Origin of the sequence: Streptomyces sp. NPDC052114, from assembly GCF_040680155.1 — a bacterium.
GTDB lineage: Bacteria > Actinomycetota > Actinomycetes > Streptomycetales > Streptomycetaceae > Streptomyces.
This window is the reverse complement of sequence record NZ_JBFAWC010000003.1, coordinates 347,013-361,013: the sequence shown is the minus strand read 5'-3', so window position 1 is coordinate 361,013 and position 14,001 is coordinate 347,013. Positions and strand designations below refer to the sequence as shown.

The 14,001-nt window shown below is 72.6% G+C and carries 15 protein-coding genes; 10 read left to right on the top strand and 5 right to left on the bottom strand.

Annotation, left to right across the window (positions count from 1 at the left end; genetic code table 11):
• The first annotated feature begins 402 nt into the window (after window positions 1–402).
• The 3 genes from AB0L89_RS08560 (at window position 403) to AB0L89_RS08550 (ending at window position 3,193) form a co-directional block, all read left to right on the top strand.
• Window positions 403–1,359, top strand: coding sequence for a polysaccharide deacetylase family protein (locus tag AB0L89_RS08560; protein WP_365136413.1), 957 nt, complete (start codon window positions 403–405; stop codon window positions 1,357–1,359).
• Window positions 1,359–2,546: a PQQ-binding-like beta-propeller repeat protein gene (locus AB0L89_RS08555; RefSeq protein WP_365136410.1), complete on the top strand. Its 1,188-nt coding sequence runs from the start codon at window positions 1,359–1,361 to the stop codon at window positions 2,544–2,546. The genes AB0L89_RS08560 and AB0L89_RS08555 overlap by 1 nt, the downstream gene beginning before the upstream one ends.
• Before the next feature lie 95 nt (window positions 2,547–2,641).
• Window positions 2,642–3,193, top strand: coding sequence for a glycoside hydrolase family 25 protein (locus AB0L89_RS08550; RefSeq protein WP_365136407.1), 552 nt, complete (start codon window positions 2,642–2,644; stop codon window positions 3,191–3,193).
• Window positions 3,194–3,205: 12 nt separating this feature from the next.
• On the opposite strand, the gene AB0L89_RS08545 is transcribed toward AB0L89_RS08550, so the two are convergent.
• The 3 genes from AB0L89_RS08545 to AB0L89_RS08535 all read right to left on the bottom strand — a co-directional run bounded on the left by AB0L89_RS08545 (window position 3,206) and on the right by AB0L89_RS08535 (window position 5,383).
• Entirely contained in the window at window positions 3,206–3,865 is a 660-nt protein-coding gene (locus AB0L89_RS08545) for an NAD(P)-binding domain-containing protein (RefSeq protein ID WP_365136404.1), read from the bottom strand.
• A gap of 79 nt (window positions 3,866–3,944) precedes the next feature.
• Complete coding sequence (locus AB0L89_RS08540; protein WP_365136401.1) at window positions 3,945–4,421, bottom strand: ABA4-like family protein; 477 nt, start codon at window positions 4,419–4,421, stop codon at window positions 3,945–3,947.
• Window positions 4,418–5,383: a hypothetical protein gene (locus AB0L89_RS08535; RefSeq protein WP_365136398.1), complete on the bottom strand. Its 966-nt coding sequence runs from the start codon at window positions 5,381–5,383 to the stop codon at window positions 4,418–4,420. Before AB0L89_RS08535 ends, AB0L89_RS08540 begins: the two co-directional genes overlap by 4 nt.
• A 163-nt stretch (window positions 5,384–5,546) precedes the next feature.
• On the opposite strand from AB0L89_RS08535, the gene AB0L89_RS08530 reads away from it, so the two are divergent.
• The 3 genes from AB0L89_RS08530 to bla all read left to right on the top strand — a co-directional run bounded on the left by AB0L89_RS08530 (window position 5,547) and on the right by bla (window position 7,735).
• Window positions 5,547–6,239 (top strand): MerR family transcriptional regulator, encoded by a 693-nt coding sequence (locus tag AB0L89_RS08530; protein ID WP_365136395.1) that lies wholly within the window; start codon window positions 5,547–5,549, stop codon window positions 6,237–6,239.
• A gap of 126 nt (window positions 6,240–6,365) precedes the next feature.
• Window positions 6,366–6,761, top strand: coding sequence for a nuclear transport factor 2 family protein (locus AB0L89_RS08525; protein WP_365136392.1), 396 nt, complete (start codon window positions 6,366–6,368; stop codon window positions 6,759–6,761).
• Window positions 6,758–7,735, top strand: a complete 978-nt coding sequence (bla, locus tag AB0L89_RS08520) for a class A beta-lactamase (protein ID WP_365136389.1) — start codon at window positions 6,758–6,760, stop codon at window positions 7,733–7,735. The genes AB0L89_RS08525 and bla overlap by 4 nt, the downstream gene beginning before the upstream one ends.
• A gap of 74 nt (window positions 7,736–7,809) precedes the next feature.
• Here bla and AB0L89_RS08515 read toward each other — a convergent pair whose 3' ends face one another.
• A complete protein-coding gene (locus AB0L89_RS08515; protein ID WP_365136386.1) occupies window positions 7,810–8,502 on the bottom strand; it encodes an FCD domain-containing protein in 693 nt (230 codons plus the stop codon).
• A gap of 325 nt (window positions 8,503–8,827) precedes the next feature.
• Between AB0L89_RS08515 and leuA the strand changes: the two genes are divergently transcribed.
• Both leuA and AB0L89_RS08505 read left to right on the top strand, forming a co-directional pair.
• Window positions 8,828–10,681: a 2-isopropylmalate synthase gene (gene leuA, locus AB0L89_RS08510; protein ID WP_365136383.1), complete on the top strand. Its 1,854-nt coding sequence runs from the start codon at window positions 8,828–8,830 to the stop codon at window positions 10,679–10,681.
• A complete protein-coding gene (locus AB0L89_RS08505) occupies window positions 10,678–11,475 on the top strand; it encodes an ATP-binding cassette domain-containing protein (protein ID WP_365136380.1) in 798 nt (265 codons plus the stop codon). The genes leuA and AB0L89_RS08505 overlap by 4 nt, the downstream gene beginning before the upstream one ends.
• 66 nt (window positions 11,476–11,541) lie before the next feature.
• Here the strand turns inward: AB0L89_RS08505 and AB0L89_RS08500 are convergent, their stop codons facing one another.
• A complete protein-coding gene (locus tag AB0L89_RS08500; protein WP_055697866.1) occupies window positions 11,542–11,754 on the bottom strand; it encodes an EF-hand domain-containing protein in 213 nt (70 codons plus the stop codon).
• A gap of 82 nt (window positions 11,755–11,836) precedes the next feature.
• On the opposite strand from AB0L89_RS08500, the gene AB0L89_RS08495 reads away from it, so the two are divergent.
• A complete protein-coding gene (locus AB0L89_RS08495) occupies window positions 11,837–12,517 on the top strand; it encodes a GNAT family N-acetyltransferase (protein WP_365136375.1) in 681 nt (226 codons plus the stop codon).
• 143 nt (window positions 12,518–12,660) lie between these two features.
• Entirely contained in the window at window positions 12,661–13,893 is a 1,233-nt protein-coding gene (locus AB0L89_RS08490; protein ID WP_365136372.1) for a hypothetical protein, read from the top strand.
• Window positions 13,894–14,001: the final 108 nt, after the last annotated feature.

Sequence of the window (14,001 nt, the reverse complement as noted above, 5' to 3'; positions counted from 1 at the left end):
GGACGCAGGCGCGGCTGTCCGTACGTACACGAAAGCCCCCGGCGGGCCGAGGTGCGGCACGAGGGGGCTTTCGTGAAGCGCCGCAGACGTTTGGGGTGTATCCGCGGCGGCTGATGACGACCTGAGCCCGGGTCAATGGGGGTCGTGTCCCCGACTATGGCAGACGGGCGTCGGCGATCCAAAAGTCCTTATCAGGACATTGCCGGGCAAAGCGTCACAGTTTAGAGGTGAATCCTTGGTGAGATGGGACACCTGCCTGGTAAACGCTGGTTAAGCGGAGGCTGTGACAGGCGATAAGCAAGGCTTGGGGGGCTCGGGGGAGAGGTGTCACGCCTTGACGCGCGGAGGTCCTGAAGCGGGTCAATCACCCTGATTCGTCCTATTCACGGATTAAATGGCCGGGTGATCGAGCATGTGACGGAACACGCGACGGGACGCGCGACGGAGCACGCGTCGGGACGTGCGACGGGACGCGCGGCGGAGCGCGCGGCGGGACGCGTGGCGGGACGCGCCGGGGAAGGCGTGGCGGACGGCGCGCCGGAACGCACCGCCGAGACCCCGCCGCCCGGCCGCCGCCACGTCCTGCGCACCGGGGCGGCCACGCTCGCCGCCGCGGGCACCGGCACCGCCCTCCTCGGCACCCTCGCCACCGGCTGCTCCACCGACGCCCCCGCCACCCCGCGCGACCGGCCCGCCGCGCCCCACGCCCCCCGCCCGGCCCGCCCCGCCGCCGCCCCCGCGCCCCGCCGCATCCCCGGCCGGCCCGCGCAGATCAGCCACGGCCCCCGCACCCGCCCCCAGGTCGCCCTCACCTTCCACGGCCAGGGCGACCCCGCCACCGCGAAGGCCCTGCTCACCGAGGCGGAGAAGGCCGGAGCCCGGGTCACCGTGCTCGCCGTCGGCACCTGGCTCGACGAACACCCCGACCTCGCCCGCCGCATCCTCGACGGCGGCCACGACCTGGGCAACCACACCCACCACCACATCGACGTCAACGCCCTGCCCGAGGCCGACGCCTACGCCGAGATCACCGGCTGCGCGGACCGCCTGCGCCGCCTCACCGGCTCCATCGGCACCTGGTTCCGCCCCTCCCGCGCCCAGCGCGCCACCCCCCTCGTCGAACGCCTCGCCCACCGCGCGGGCTACCCGCACGTCCTCTCGTACGACGTCGACTCCCTCGACTTCACCTCGCCGGGCGCCCCGGCGATCACCCGCACCATCGCCGGCGAGATCCGCGAGGGATCCGTGGTGAGCCTGCACTTCGGGTACGCGGACACGGTCGCCGCGCTCCCCGCCGTCCTGCAAGAACTGGAACGCCGCGGCCTGCGCGCCGTCACGACCACGGAGCTGCTGACCTGATGCCCCTCACCCCCGGCCTCACCACACGCGCCGCGACCCTCCTCGCCGCCGGTGCCGTCCTCGCCGCCCTCGCCGGCTGCGGCGGCACCGGCGGGCGCGCCGACGAGGCGCTCGGCACCGAAGGCGTCCGCAAGCCCGCGGCGCCCAAGGCCGCGCCCGGACTGCCCGGCATGCCGCCCGTCCTCGACCCCAAGGACGCCTACGCCGCCGACCGGCCCAACGCGCTCACGCCCGAGGCCAAGAAGTTCCTGCCGCGCGTCTACGTCCCCAACACCGAGTCCGACACGGTGTCCGTCATCGACCCCAAGACGTTCGAGGTCGTCGAGACGATCCCGGTCGGCGACCAGCCCCAGCACGTCGTGCCCTCCTGGGACATGAAGACGCTCTGGGTCAACAACGACCTCGGGGACTCCCTCACCGCGCTCGACCCCGTCACCGGCAAGACCGGCCGGACCGTCGAGGTGTCCGACCCCTACAACCTCTACTTCACGCCGAACGGCAAGTACGCCGTGGTCATGGCCTCCATGGACCGCGAACTGGTCTTCCGGGACCCCAAGACCATGAACCGGGTCAAGACCGTCCCCGTCACCTGCGCCGGCGTCAACCACGCCGACTTCTCCATGGACGGCCGCTACTTCATCGTCTCCTGCGAGTTCTCCGGCGAACTCCTCAAGGTCGACACCGAGAAGATGGAGGTCGTCGGCCAGCAGAAGATCCCCTTCGAGGGAGCCATGCCGCAGGACGTGAAGATGTCCCCCGACGGCAAGACGTTCTACATCGCCGACATGATGGCCCACGGCATGTGGGTCCTGGACGGGGAGAAGTTCACGACCCCGAAGCTGCTGCCCACCGGCAAGGGCTGCCACGGCCTCTACGTCAGCCGTGACTCCAAGGAGATGTACATCTCCAACCGGGGCGAGGGCACCATCTCCGTCTTCGACTTCCCGAAGAACCGCCTCACCAAGAAGTGGAAGCTCCCGCAGGGCGGCAGCCCCGACATGGGCGGCGTCTCGGCGGACGGCAACACCCTCTGGCTTTCCGGGCGTTACGACTCCGAGGTGTACGCCATCGACACCCGCACCGGCGTCCAGCTGGCCCGCATCCCCGTCGGCAAGGGCCCGCACGGCCTCGCCGTCTACCCGCAGCCGGGCCGCTATTCGCTCGGGCACACGGGCATCTTCCGTTGAACCCTGGATGGTTGACGGTTGGCCACGGCTGACACCGGGCACCACAAAGGGGCAGCTCGGGAACGTGCTGTCCCCCCACCCCCCGGAGTCCGCCCATGATCCGTGGCATCGACGTCAGCTCGCATCAGTCGACCTTCAGCACGGACGGCCTCTCCTTCGTCATCATCAAGGCGACGGAAGGCCGTTCGTACATCAACCCGAAACTCACCGCCCAGACGAAGCGCGCCCGCGACGGCGGCTGCGTGGTCGGCTTCTACCACTTCCTGTGGCCGGGGAACATCACGGCCCAGGCGGAGTACTTCGTGGGCAAGGCGCCGGAGAAGGCGGGGGATCTGCTGGCGGTGGACTGGGAGCGGACGGGGGAGGGCACGCGCGCGAGCAACGCGGAGAAGGACCGCTTCATCCGGGAGGTCAAAAGGTTACGACCCGGACATAAGGTGCTTCTCTATTGTAATCGCGATTTCTGGTTGAACCACGATGTGACGTCCTATGCGGGCGACGGGCTGTGGATCGCCGACTACGTGACGGCGGGCAAGCCGCGCATCAAGGCGAAGTGGACGATCCATCAGCACACGTCGACGCCGCTGGACAAGAACGTGGCCGACTTCGCGAGCGAGGACGCGCTGCGGGAGTGGGCCACGCCCTGACGTGCCGAGGGTTCAGGCGCGCCAGTCCGCCGTGCGCTCCGGCGAGGCCGCGTCCAGGGCCTTGCGGATCTCCGCGACGTCACCGGCGTTGCCGTACACGGGAGTTCCGGGCTGCTGACGCCAGGAGTCGTCCTGCCCGCCGTTGTCGACGGTGTCGAAGCCGAGCTCGTCGATGAGGTCCCGTACGACCTTCTTGGCGGCCTCGTCGTCGCCGGACACCGGCAGGGCGACGCGGCCCGGGGCGCCCTTGGGCAGGGGCTTGTCGAGGATGTCCTGGGCGTAGGTGCCGTTGAAGGCCTTGATGACGGAGTGGCCGATCTGCCGCTCCGTCCAGCGGCTCTCGGTCAGGCCCTCCTCGATCTCGGCGATCCTCCCGTCCCGCTGCTGCGGGTAATAGTTGCCGGTGTCGATGACGGCGACGTTCTCCGCCGCGCCGTCGAGGAAGCCGGCGGGCAGGTCGGGGACGGCCTTGAGCGGGATCGTCACGACGACGACCTGCGCGCCGCGCGCGGCCTCCGCGACGGGGACGGGCGTCGCGCCGGTCTCCTCGGCGAGGGCGGTCAGGGTGTGCGGACCGCGCGAGTTCGCGACGGAGACGTCGTGGCCGAGAGAGGCGAGGCGGCGGGTGAGGTTGCCGCCGATGTTCCCCGCGCCGATGATGCCGATCTTCATGACTGCCCTTTCGGAGGTCCACTGTCGTAACGGAGGCAACCTCCGGAAAGGGTGGGGTATTCCCGTCGCGGCAGCGGAATCACGGCGTACCTGATGGCTGAGGGTGCGCGGCAGTACCGGCGAGCCGGCCGGCTGCGCGCCGCCGGCTGAGGATCGCCCGCAGCGGCAGGAACAGCAGCAGCGCGAACGGCGAGAGCAGGATGGTGAGGACGAGCAGCGGCCCCGTCACGAGCGGGTGTACGCCGAGTCGACGCGCCTCCCGGAACATCCACTGTCCGAGGAGGAGGTCCCAGGCGATGACCTGCGCCCAGATCGCGCCCGCGCCGTCGGCGAGGGCCGTCAGGTCGCGGAATCCGTCGAGGTCGGGGCTGCGCACCGTGGCCCACAGTTCCGGCAGGACGGGCAGGGCGAGGGCGAGGTAGACCAGGAGGGTGGGGACGACGGTCAGGGGGGAGGCGGCGATGCGGGCGGTCGGGCCCCAGGACGGGGCGAGGATCATGAGCAGCCAGACGGGTGCGGCCAGCCAGAAGGAGAGCTCGAAGAGGAATCCGGTCACGGGGTGAGCTCCTTCTCCGCGGGCGTCTCGGCGTCCTTGGCGCGGGCGGGAGCGGTGAGCGGGGAGCGGAGCGCGCCGTACGCTCCCGCCGCCGTGGCGGCGGCGATCAGGCCCGCGGCCGTCAGCGTCCCGGCGTCCGGGTGGATCAGCGGCTGTCCGCGCAGTGCCTGCCAGGTGAGCAGGGCGAAGACCGCCGCGTACGCGCCCGACGCCACCAGGACGAGCCGCAGGCGCACGCGGGCGTCGGCGAGGCGGGCGTAGCGGGGCGCGAGCGCCATCAGGGTCATCAGCAGCAGCGGGAGCAGTTGCAGCGCGTGCATGCCGAAGAAGTGCGGGATGCGCAGGTCGCCGCCGGTGGTGGACCAGCCGGTCAGGGGCATGGAGGGGCCGCCGTCGGGCACGCCGACGCTGTGCGCGCCGACCACCGAGGACGTGCCGCGCACCTGGCCGGGGGCCGGCTGCGTCATCAGGAAGCCGACGGCGGCACCGGCGAGGGCCAGCGCGATGCCGCAGCGCATCGCCCACGCGGAGGCGCGGTCGGCGATCCTGGCGCGCAGCAGCAGGACCGCGATGGCGAGCGTGGCGAGCCAGAGGACGACGACGGTGACGGCCATCGCGTTGAACAGGGCCTCGTCGAGCGGCGTCTGGTGGTTGAAGTGGCTGCGCTTCCCGCGCACCACCTGTCCGGTGATGATCAGCATCTCGACCGCGCTCGCCGCCGCGACCACGGTGCCCGCCCACCAGCCGACGCGGCGGCCGCGGTCGAGCAGGGACAGCATCCAGGCGAGCGAGAGTCCGTACGCGATGAACGAGACCGAGAACTTGAACGGTTTGAACCAGATCCGCGCGCCGACCAGGACCCGGTCGTCGACCACGAGTCCCACCGCGGACACGACGGCGAGCGCGGCCATCGAGGCGGAGAACAGCACCAGCGGGCGGTGCCATGAACGCCATAAGGACATGGGTGTCCCCTCATCTCATCTGCGGTCGGTTGCGTGCGTCAGGTGCACGGAGGGAGAACCAGAGCAGATAGTGGAACTATCTGCTATCCGATAGCGCCACTATCTATGATGGGTCGGGGGGTTGGCAAGGGATGACGACGAGGAACGGGAGCGTGGACAGACCGTGCGTATTGGCGAGTTGAGCCGCAGGACCGGTGTGCCGGTGCCGACGATCAAGTACTACGTACGAGAAGGGCTGCTGTCGCAGGGCGAGTTGAGCAGCCCCAACCAGGCGCACTACGACGAGACGCACGAACGCCGACTTCGGTTGATTCGGGCCCTTTTGGAGGTCGGCGGCCTCAAGGTCGCCGCGATCGCGGAGGTGCTCGGCGCCGTCGACGACCCCGGCCGCACCCTGCACAAGGTGCTCGGCGAGGCCGCGCAGCGCCTCGGCGTCCAGGGGCGCGCCGACGACGACGCGGAGGCGACCGCCGCGCGCGCCGCCGTCGCCGGGCTGATCGCGCGGCGCGGCTGGCGCGCGGACGAGTCGAACCCCGCCGCCGAGGAGCTGTCGCGGGCGCTGGCCGCCATGTCCCGCGTGGGGCACGGCGCGTTCGCGGAGCTCCTCGACGAGTACGCCGAAGCCGCCGAAGTCGTCGCCCGCGCCGACCTCGGATACGTCGACCGCCACGTCGCGGTCGAGGACCGCGTGGAGAGCGTGGTGATCGGCACCGTGCTCGGCGAGGCGGTGCTCAACGCGCTGCGCAGGCTCGCGCACGTGGACGCCTCGGCGCGGCTGTACGGCGACGGCGAGGGCAACGGCGTCTTCGCCGGAGGCGGGGGCGGGGGCGCCGGCGGGGGTGACGGGGCGGAGTGACGCGGCGGCGCCCCCGACACGCGAGGCATCTCGGCGTATGTCGGGCGATCTTGACGTACGTCGCGCTCGGCACGTTGCATGCAGTCTGTCCGAACTCCCCAGGACCCCTTGGACCGGAGGCCGCCGATGACCGCCCGCACCCGTGACCTGTTCGAGCGCTATCACTCCTGTTGGGAGGCGCGGGACCCGGACCGGATCGCCGAGCTCCACACGGCGGACTCGGTGTTCCACCTGCACGCGGGCCAGCGGCCGGTGCGCGGCAGGGACTGCGTGCGCGACGCGGCGGCCGGCATGTTCGCGCTCGTGCCCGACCTCGCCTTCACGCGCGTGTCGCTGCGCACGGGGGAGGACTTCTGGGTCGTCCAGTGGCAGCTGTCCGGGACGTCCGCGTCGGGCCCGCAGTTCTCCGTCGACCTCGTGGACTACGTCCTCGTCGAGGGTGGTCTGGTGAAGGAGAAGCACTCCTACGTCGACGGACCTGCGATGCAGGAGGCCCTCACGCCCGCCGGAGGCGCCTCGTGACGCGGCGCACCGGCCGGGCGGCCGTCCCCTCGCGCCGCGCCCTGCTCACGGCGGCGGTGCTCGGGCCGCTGGCCGCGTGCGGCGGGCAGGACCGCGCGGAGTCCGGGCGGCCCTCGGCGGAGGGTTCCTCGGCGGCGCCGGGCCGGGGCTCCGCCGACCCCGCGCCGTCCCCGGACAGTTCGCGTCTCAAAGGGAGGTTCGCGGCCCTGGAGCGCGAACACGGCGGGCGCCTCGGCGTCTTCGCCCTGGCCACCGGGACCGGCGCCACGCTCACGCACCGCGCGGACGAACGCTTCGCGTTCTGCTCCACCTTCAAGGCGCTCGCCGCGGCGGCCGTCCTGCACCACCACCCGCTCGCCCACCTCGACGAGCGCGTCACCTACACCGCGGCCGACGTCGACTCCATCTCGCCGGTCACCGAGAAGCACATCGACACCGGCATGACCGTCCGGCAGCTGTGCGACGCCGCGGTCCGGCACAGCGACGGCACCGCGGGCAACCTGCTGATGCGCGACATCGGCGGCCCCCGGCGCCTCACCACCTACCTGCGCGGACTCGGCGACACCGTCAGCCGCATGGACAGCTACGAACCCGAACTGAACGACGTACCGCCCAAGGACCCCCGCGACACCACCACGCCCCGCGCGATCGCCGCCGACTACCGCGCACTCGTCCTCGGCGACGCGCTGAGCGCCGAGAAGCGGGCCCTGCTCAAGGACTGGTTGCTGCACAACGCCGCGCCCGTCGGCGCCACCCGCATCCGCGCCGGGCTGCCCACGGGGTGGAGGGTGGCGGACAAGACCGGCACCGGCAACTGGGGCCGGGCCAACGACATCGCCGTCGTCTGGCCGTCCGGACGCGACGCCGACCCACTCGTCCTGGCCGTCATGACGGACCGCCCGGGGCGCGGCGCCCGCCCGAAGGACGCGCTGCTCGCGGGCGCGGCGAAGGTGGTCGCGGACGAGTTCGGATAGGGGGACGCCGGAGTGCGCGGGGCGGGACACGGCATGGCGTGGTGTGGCGTCGCCTGCAAGGGGCGAGGGGTGCGTCAGTCCTGGGTGAGCAGCATGCGGAGCGTCTCCTGGAGCTCGTTCTGCGCCACCCGCGCCGCCTCCTCCGCGTCCATCGCCTCGACGGCCCGTACGAGCGCGGTGTGGGCCGCGTCCCCGTGGTTCTCCTCCTCGGCGCGTACGTCGGTGAGTTCGAGCAGGTCGATCAGGCCCTGTCGCAGCGCGGGCATGAACTCCGCGAACAGGTCCGTCAGCACGGGGTTGCGCGCCGCCGCCACGACGGCCGCGTGCAGGGCGATGTCGGCGTCGACGAACTCCGCGTCGCCCCCGGCGGCCGCCGCCTTGCGGCCCGCCAGCGCGGCCCGCATCGCGACGACGTCCTCCTCGGTGCGGCGCAGCGCCGCGAGCCGCGCCGCCTGCACCTCCACCAGCATCCGCACCTCGTACACATCGGTGACCGCCGCCCGCCGCAGCCGCGTCGGCCAGTCGGCGACCGGTTCCGTGGCGACGACGAAGACGCCGGCGCCCTGCCGGGGCCGCACCAGACCGGCCCCGGTGAGCGCGCGCAGGGCCTCGCGGACCGTGGAGCGTCCCACGCCCAGCTCCTTGGCCAGTGTCGTCTCGCCGGGCAGCTTCGTGCCGACGGGCCAGTGACCGCCGGTGATCTGCTCGCGCAGGCGGGCGGCGGCCTGTTCGACCAGCGGGCTGGGGCGTACGGAGCCGAGGGGCATCGGGGGCCTTTCGGGGATTCGGGGATTCGGGGAACTGGGGAGGGGAGCGGGGGCGGTACTTGTCCGACAGGTACGTGTCCGACAACTGCCCGCAGTGTCTCAGAGTCACTTGTCAGAGGAGTGCTCCTCCGAGGAGTACTTGTCTGAGGAGTACTTGTCTGAGGACCTGAGGTGTGGCTACTGTGACCCCCATGATCTTCCGCGGTCTCCTTCTCCTCGGCTGCCGCGGCGGGGCCTGAAGCGACCGGCACCCCGCCGCGGGGTGCCGTGCTGCCGGTCTCCCGACCGAGCCCGCCGGACCGAGCCCGCCCAGGAGCAGAACCGCATGACCACCGCGACCTCACCCACGTACGACTGGAATCCCCAGCGCCCCGGCCCCATGCCGCACCACCGTTACCGTCCGTATCAGGATCGGGTGCACGTCCCCGCCCTGGAGCGGAGCTGGCCGGGCGCGCGGATCGAGCGCGCTCCGCTGTGGGTGCCCGTCGATCTGCGCGACGGCAACCAGGCGCTCGCCGAGCCCATGGACCCCGACCGCAAGCGGCGCTTCTTCGAGCTGCTGGTCTCGATGGGGTTCAAGGAGATCGAGGTCGGCTATCCGTCGGCCAGCCGGGCCGACTTCGACTTCGTGCGGCAGCTGGCCGAGCGCGGCGGGCCCGGCGGAGGCGGTGGCCGCGGCGGACGTGGCGGGCCCGGCGGCGACGCGCTGCCCGACGACGTGACCGTCGTCGTGTTCACCCCCGCCAAACCCGAACTCATCGACCGCACCTTCGCGTCGATCGAGGGGCTGCCGCGCGCCGTCGTGCACCTCTACATCCCCACCTCGCCCGTCTGGCGCGACGTCGTCCTCGGGCGGTCGCGCGCCGAGGTGCGCGAGGTCGCCAGGGAGGCCGCCGTCCACATGGCGCGCCTCGCCGAGGGGCGGCCGCGGGCCGACATCCGCTTCCAGTTCTCGCCCGAGACGTTCAACCTGACCGAGCCCGACTACGTGCTCGAACTCTGCGACGGGCTCACCGAGTTGTGGGACGCGAGCCCCGACCGCCCGGTCACCCACAACCTGCCGGCGACGGTCGAGATCGCCACGCCGAACGTGTACGCCGACCAGATCGAGTACCTGCACCGGCACCTCGCCCGCCGCGACTCCGTCCTCCTCTCCGTCCACCCCCACAACGACCGCGGCACCGGCGTCGCCTGCGCCGAGCTCGCCGTCCTCGCGGGCGCGCAACGCGTCGAGGGCTGTCTGTTCGGCAACGGCGAGCGCACCGGCAACGTCGACCTGGTCACCCTCGCCCTCAACCTCTACGCCCAAGGCGTCGACCCCATGGTCGACCTCTCCGACATCGACGCCGTCCGCGAGGTCGTCGAGCACTGCAACCGGCTGCCCGTGCACCCCCGCCACCCCTACGCGGGCGACCTCGTCCACACCGCGTTCTCCGGCACCCACCAGGACGCCATCAGCAAGGGACTCGCCCACCACACGCGCCGGGCGGCCGAGCTGGGGGTGCCCGAGCGCGAGGCCCCCTGGGACGTCCCGTACCTGCCCGTCGACCCCGCCGACATCGGGCGCACCTACGAAGCCGTCATCCGCGTCAACTCCCAGTCGGGCAAGGGCGGCACGGCGTATCTCCTGCGGACCCGGCACGGCCTCGACCTGCCGCGCGACCTGCGGCCCGACTTCTCGCGCGTGGTCCAGGAGACCACCGACGACAGCGGCCGGGAGGCGACGGCGCGGGAGCTGTACGAGCTGTTCCTGGCGACGTACGTGACGCCCGGACGGGACGGCGAGGTGGTGCTGGGCCCGTGGACCACCGACCGGGCCCCGGACGGCGCGCACCGTTTCGTCTGCACGCTCCAGGCGGGCGAGAAGGCGGGGGACTTCGAGGGCGTCGGCAACGGCCCCCTGTCCGCCTTCGTCGACGCCCTGGCCGCCGCCGGGGTCGCCGTCGACGTCCTCGACCACGCCGAGCACGCGGTCGCGGAGGGCGCGGGCAGCGAGGCCGCCGCGTACGCCCGGTGCCGGGTCGGCGACACGGTCCGCTGGGGCGCGGGCCTGGACACCTCGGTCCTGACGGCCTCGGTGCACGCCGTGCTCGCCGCCGTGAACCGGGCGAGTGCCGCGGACCGGGCGGCTGCCGCGACCCACGAGGGCGCCGCGGACCACGCTGGGGTCGCCCGATGACCCCGGAGCCCCCCGCCCCCGTGCTGCACGCGGACGACGTCACCGTCGTCCGCGACGGGCGCGCCATCCTCGACGAGGTCACTCTCACCGTCCGCCCCGGCGAGCACTGGGCGCTGCTCGGCGCGAACGGCGCGGGCAAGTCGACCCTGCTCGGCCTCTGCGGTGCCATCACCCACCCCACGCACGGCACGGTCGAGGTGCTCGGCCGCCGCCTGGGCACGGTCGACCTGCGCGAACTGCGGTCCTACGTCGGCCATGTGAACCCGCGCCACCCGCTGCGCTCGCCGCTGCCGGTCCGCGAGGTCGTCCTGACCGGGCTCACCAACAGCGTCGAACCGGTGCCGCGGTGGCGGCCGACCCCCGAGCAGGAGGCCCAGGCCGACCGTCTGATCGCCCTGCTCGGGCTCGCCCACCGCACGCAAGCGCGCTGGCCCACGCTCTCCCAGGGCGAGCGCGGCCGCACCCTGATCGCGCGTTCCCTGATGCCGAGGCCCCGCCTGGTCCTCCTCGACGAACCGGCCACCGGCCTCGACCTCGCCGGCCGCGAACGCCTCCTCGACAGCCTGGACATGCTGCGCGAGGCCCACCCCGAGCTGGCCACGGTCCTGGTCACGCACCACCTGGAGGAGCTGCCCGCCGGCACGACGCACGCGCTGCTCCTGCGCGACGGCCGCGCGCTGGCCTCCGGCGCCGTCGACGACGTCCTCACGGGCGACCAGGTCACCAAGTGCTTCGACCACCCCGTGCGGCTGGAGCGCAGGGACGGCCGGTGGAGCGTGCGGGCCCGCCGCTGAGGGGATGGGCGGGGCAGCCGAAAGGGCCCGGCGCACCGCGTGCGCCGGGCCCCTCACCCGCTTCGACTACTTGTTCAGGCTCGCCCAGAACTCGTCGAAGGAGAGACGCTTGTCGGCGTTGGTGTCCTTCGCGCTGATCACGGCCTCGGCCACCGCCTCGGTCTGGTAGAAGTCGCCCATCTTGGCCATGGCGCTCTTCCACTCGGCCGCCGTGATGAAGCCGTCGCCGTCCGCGTCGAACTGGTCGAACGTCTTGCGCGCTTCCTCGATGTCCGCCACCGGATCCACCCCTTCTTGGTGCAGTACTGACGGGGGTTAGGGTAACGGCCGTCCCGGGACCGGATTCACCAGGAGTACGCCCATGGCCAGCACCTCCGACGCGCTCGGCACCCTCTTGGCGGCGGCGGCCCGCGGCGACTTCCCTCCGCCGGACGGCAGGACGACCGTCGTGCCGCAGCCGAGCCACCGCGACGCGGGCGTGATCGCCTTCACGGCGCACTCCGTCGTCTTCACCGACGAGGACCCCGCGTGGGTGCGGGCCACGCTCGACTCCCTCGGCGGCGATCCGCTCGCGGCCACCATGAACCCGCGCTTCCTCACCGCGTTCCTGGACCGGACCGGGCGCACGACCGACACCATCGACCTGCTCACCGTGGCCGCCGCGCTGCCGGGCGACCCCGACCCGGACCTCGCCCTGCGCGCGCTCGACGATCCGGACCACCCGCGCGTCGCGCGGGCCCGCAAGCGGCGCGACGACGTGCGGGTGTGGTCGTCCGCGGGCGGCGGCGTGCTGGTGATCGGCCGGGGCGTCGCGGGTCGCTGGGAGGCGGCGATCGAGGTCGACGAGGGCGTACGCCACCGGGGGCTCGGGCGCGCGCTGGCGAGCGCGGCCCGGCATCTCGTACCGGACGGCGACGTGGTGTGGGCGCAGCAGTCGCCGGGCAACGCGCGCAGCGTGCGGGTGTTCCAGGCGGCGGGGTTCCGTCCGGTGGGCTCGGAGGCGCTGTTCCAGGAGTCCAATGCGCCGCTTATGGGGACATAAGCGGAAAGGGACTACTGAGGACCCGAGGTGCCGAAGAGGCTGGGTGCATTACCCGACCCAGTGGAAGAGTTGGCATTCCCTTGAAGCGTATGCGTACGGCGGTCCTGGCCGCCGTCTCGATGGCAACCCCGACGATCTTGGCCGTGGCGCCCGCGGCGGCGGACGAGGTGCGGCCGCCGGCTCGCTCCGTGTCGGAGCCCGATGCGGAGCCCGAGGAGTCGGAGAAACCGAAGTCGGCGCCCTCGCCGAGAGCTCCTGCGGCATCGTCGGAGGCCCCCGCGCCGACGCCCGATGCGCTGCAGAACGGGCACGCCGCCGCGTCGGCCGCCGCGCCTCAGGAGAGCCCCAGCATGGAGGTGGAACTGGGCGGAGTTCCCGCCCAGTTCGTGGCGGGCGGCGACTGGACGGAGTTCAGCCTGACCCTGGACAACCTCACGGAGCAGGCCTTGGACGGAAGGGACTTCAACGTGACGGTCGCGGTGAACACCCTGCTCCCCGATCATCCGCCCCTCGTGCCGTCGGACATGAGCATGCAGGTGTTCTTCGAGGGCTCGTGGCACGATGCGGTTCTGACCATGCCGGGGCGCGTGAGGGACGTCGACGCGATCCTGGTCTTCGACGGCATGACGCTGCCCCCGGGGAAGAGCACTCTCCCGATACGGGCGAAGTTCACCGCGGATGCCCCGCTGACCGAGTTCTATTTCCATGCGACGCCTGATTGGGATCACAACGACGACCCCGTTCCGTCCTGGGAGTGGTCGGAGATCGTGCGTCCCGCTGACCCTGACCCCGACCCGGAGCCGTCCCCCGATCCTGAGCCGAAGCCGGACCCTGAGCCGGATCCCGAGCCGAAGCCTGACCCTGAGCCGAAGCCGGACCCCGAGCCGAAGCCGGACCCTGAGCCGGATCCCGAGCCGAAGCCTGACCCTGAGCCGAAGCCCGACCCCGAGCCGAAGCCGGACCCTGAAGCGGATCCCGAGCCGAAGCCCGACCCCGAGCCGAAGCCGGACCCTGAAGCGGATCCCGAGCCGTCACTCGACCCCGAGCCGTCACTCGACCCCGAGCCGTCGCCCGACCCCGGGGCGACGTCGCAAGCGGGTGATGATGCGCACTCCGGCCCCGCGCAGGGGCTCGCGCAGGGGCCCGTGCAGGGGCCCACGCACGGCACCGCCTCCGTTGCCGGACGCGGTGCCGGCGCGGCCGGGTCCTCGGCGCGGACCGGGGCCGAAGGCTCCTCCGCGCACGGGCGGCTCGCCGAGACCGGGAACGATGCCGCGACGACCTGGTCCCTCGGCGCCGCCGGGGCCCTGCTGGCCCTGGGGACCACCGTCGTCGCCGTCAACCGTCGTACGCGCAGGGGCCGGACGGACACGTGACGCGCCGCGCCGGGCAGGGGCACCCCGGCCCTGCCCGGCGCCGACACGCCGATGCCCCGGGCCGGCGTACCGCGTCCGGTGGCCCGCCGCCTCCGCCCCCGTGCCACA

What these genes read in the sequence shown, in the direction of transcription:
- AB0L89_RS08535 (WP_365136398.1), bottom strand. Translation starts at nt 5,383, where the DNA reads ATGTCCTTATGGCGTTCATGGCACCGCCCGCTGGTGCTGTTCTCCGCC.
- AB0L89_RS08525 (WP_365136392.1), top strand. Translation starts at nt 6,366, where the DNA reads ATGACCGCCCGCACCCGTGACCTGTTCGAGCGCTATCACTCCTGTTGG.
- AB0L89_RS08515 (WP_365136386.1), bottom strand. Translation starts at nt 8,502, where the DNA reads ATGCCCCTCGGCTCCGTACGCCCCAGCCCGCTGGTCGAACAGGCCGCC.
- AB0L89_RS08495 (WP_365136375.1), top strand. Translation starts at nt 11,837, where the DNA reads ATGGCCAGCACCTCCGACGCGCTCGGCACCCTCTTGGCGGCGGCGGCC.
- AB0L89_RS08555 (WP_365136410.1), top strand. Translation starts at nt 1,359, where the DNA reads ATGCCCCTCACCCCCGGCCTCACCACACGCGCCGCGACCCTCCTCGCC.
- AB0L89_RS08505 (WP_365136380.1), top strand. Translation starts at nt 10,678, where the DNA reads ATGACCCCGGAGCCCCCCGCCCCCGTGCTGCACGCGGACGACGTCACC.
- leuA (WP_365136383.1), top strand. Translation starts at nt 8,828, where the DNA reads ATGACCACCGCGACCTCACCCACGTACGACTGGAATCCCCAGCGCCCC.
- AB0L89_RS08550 (WP_365136407.1), top strand. Translation starts at nt 2,642, where the DNA reads ATGATCCGTGGCATCGACGTCAGCTCGCATCAGTCGACCTTCAGCACG.
- AB0L89_RS08545 (WP_365136404.1), bottom strand. Translation starts at nt 3,865, where the DNA reads ATGAAGATCGGCATCATCGGCGCGGGGAACATCGGCGGCAACCTCACC.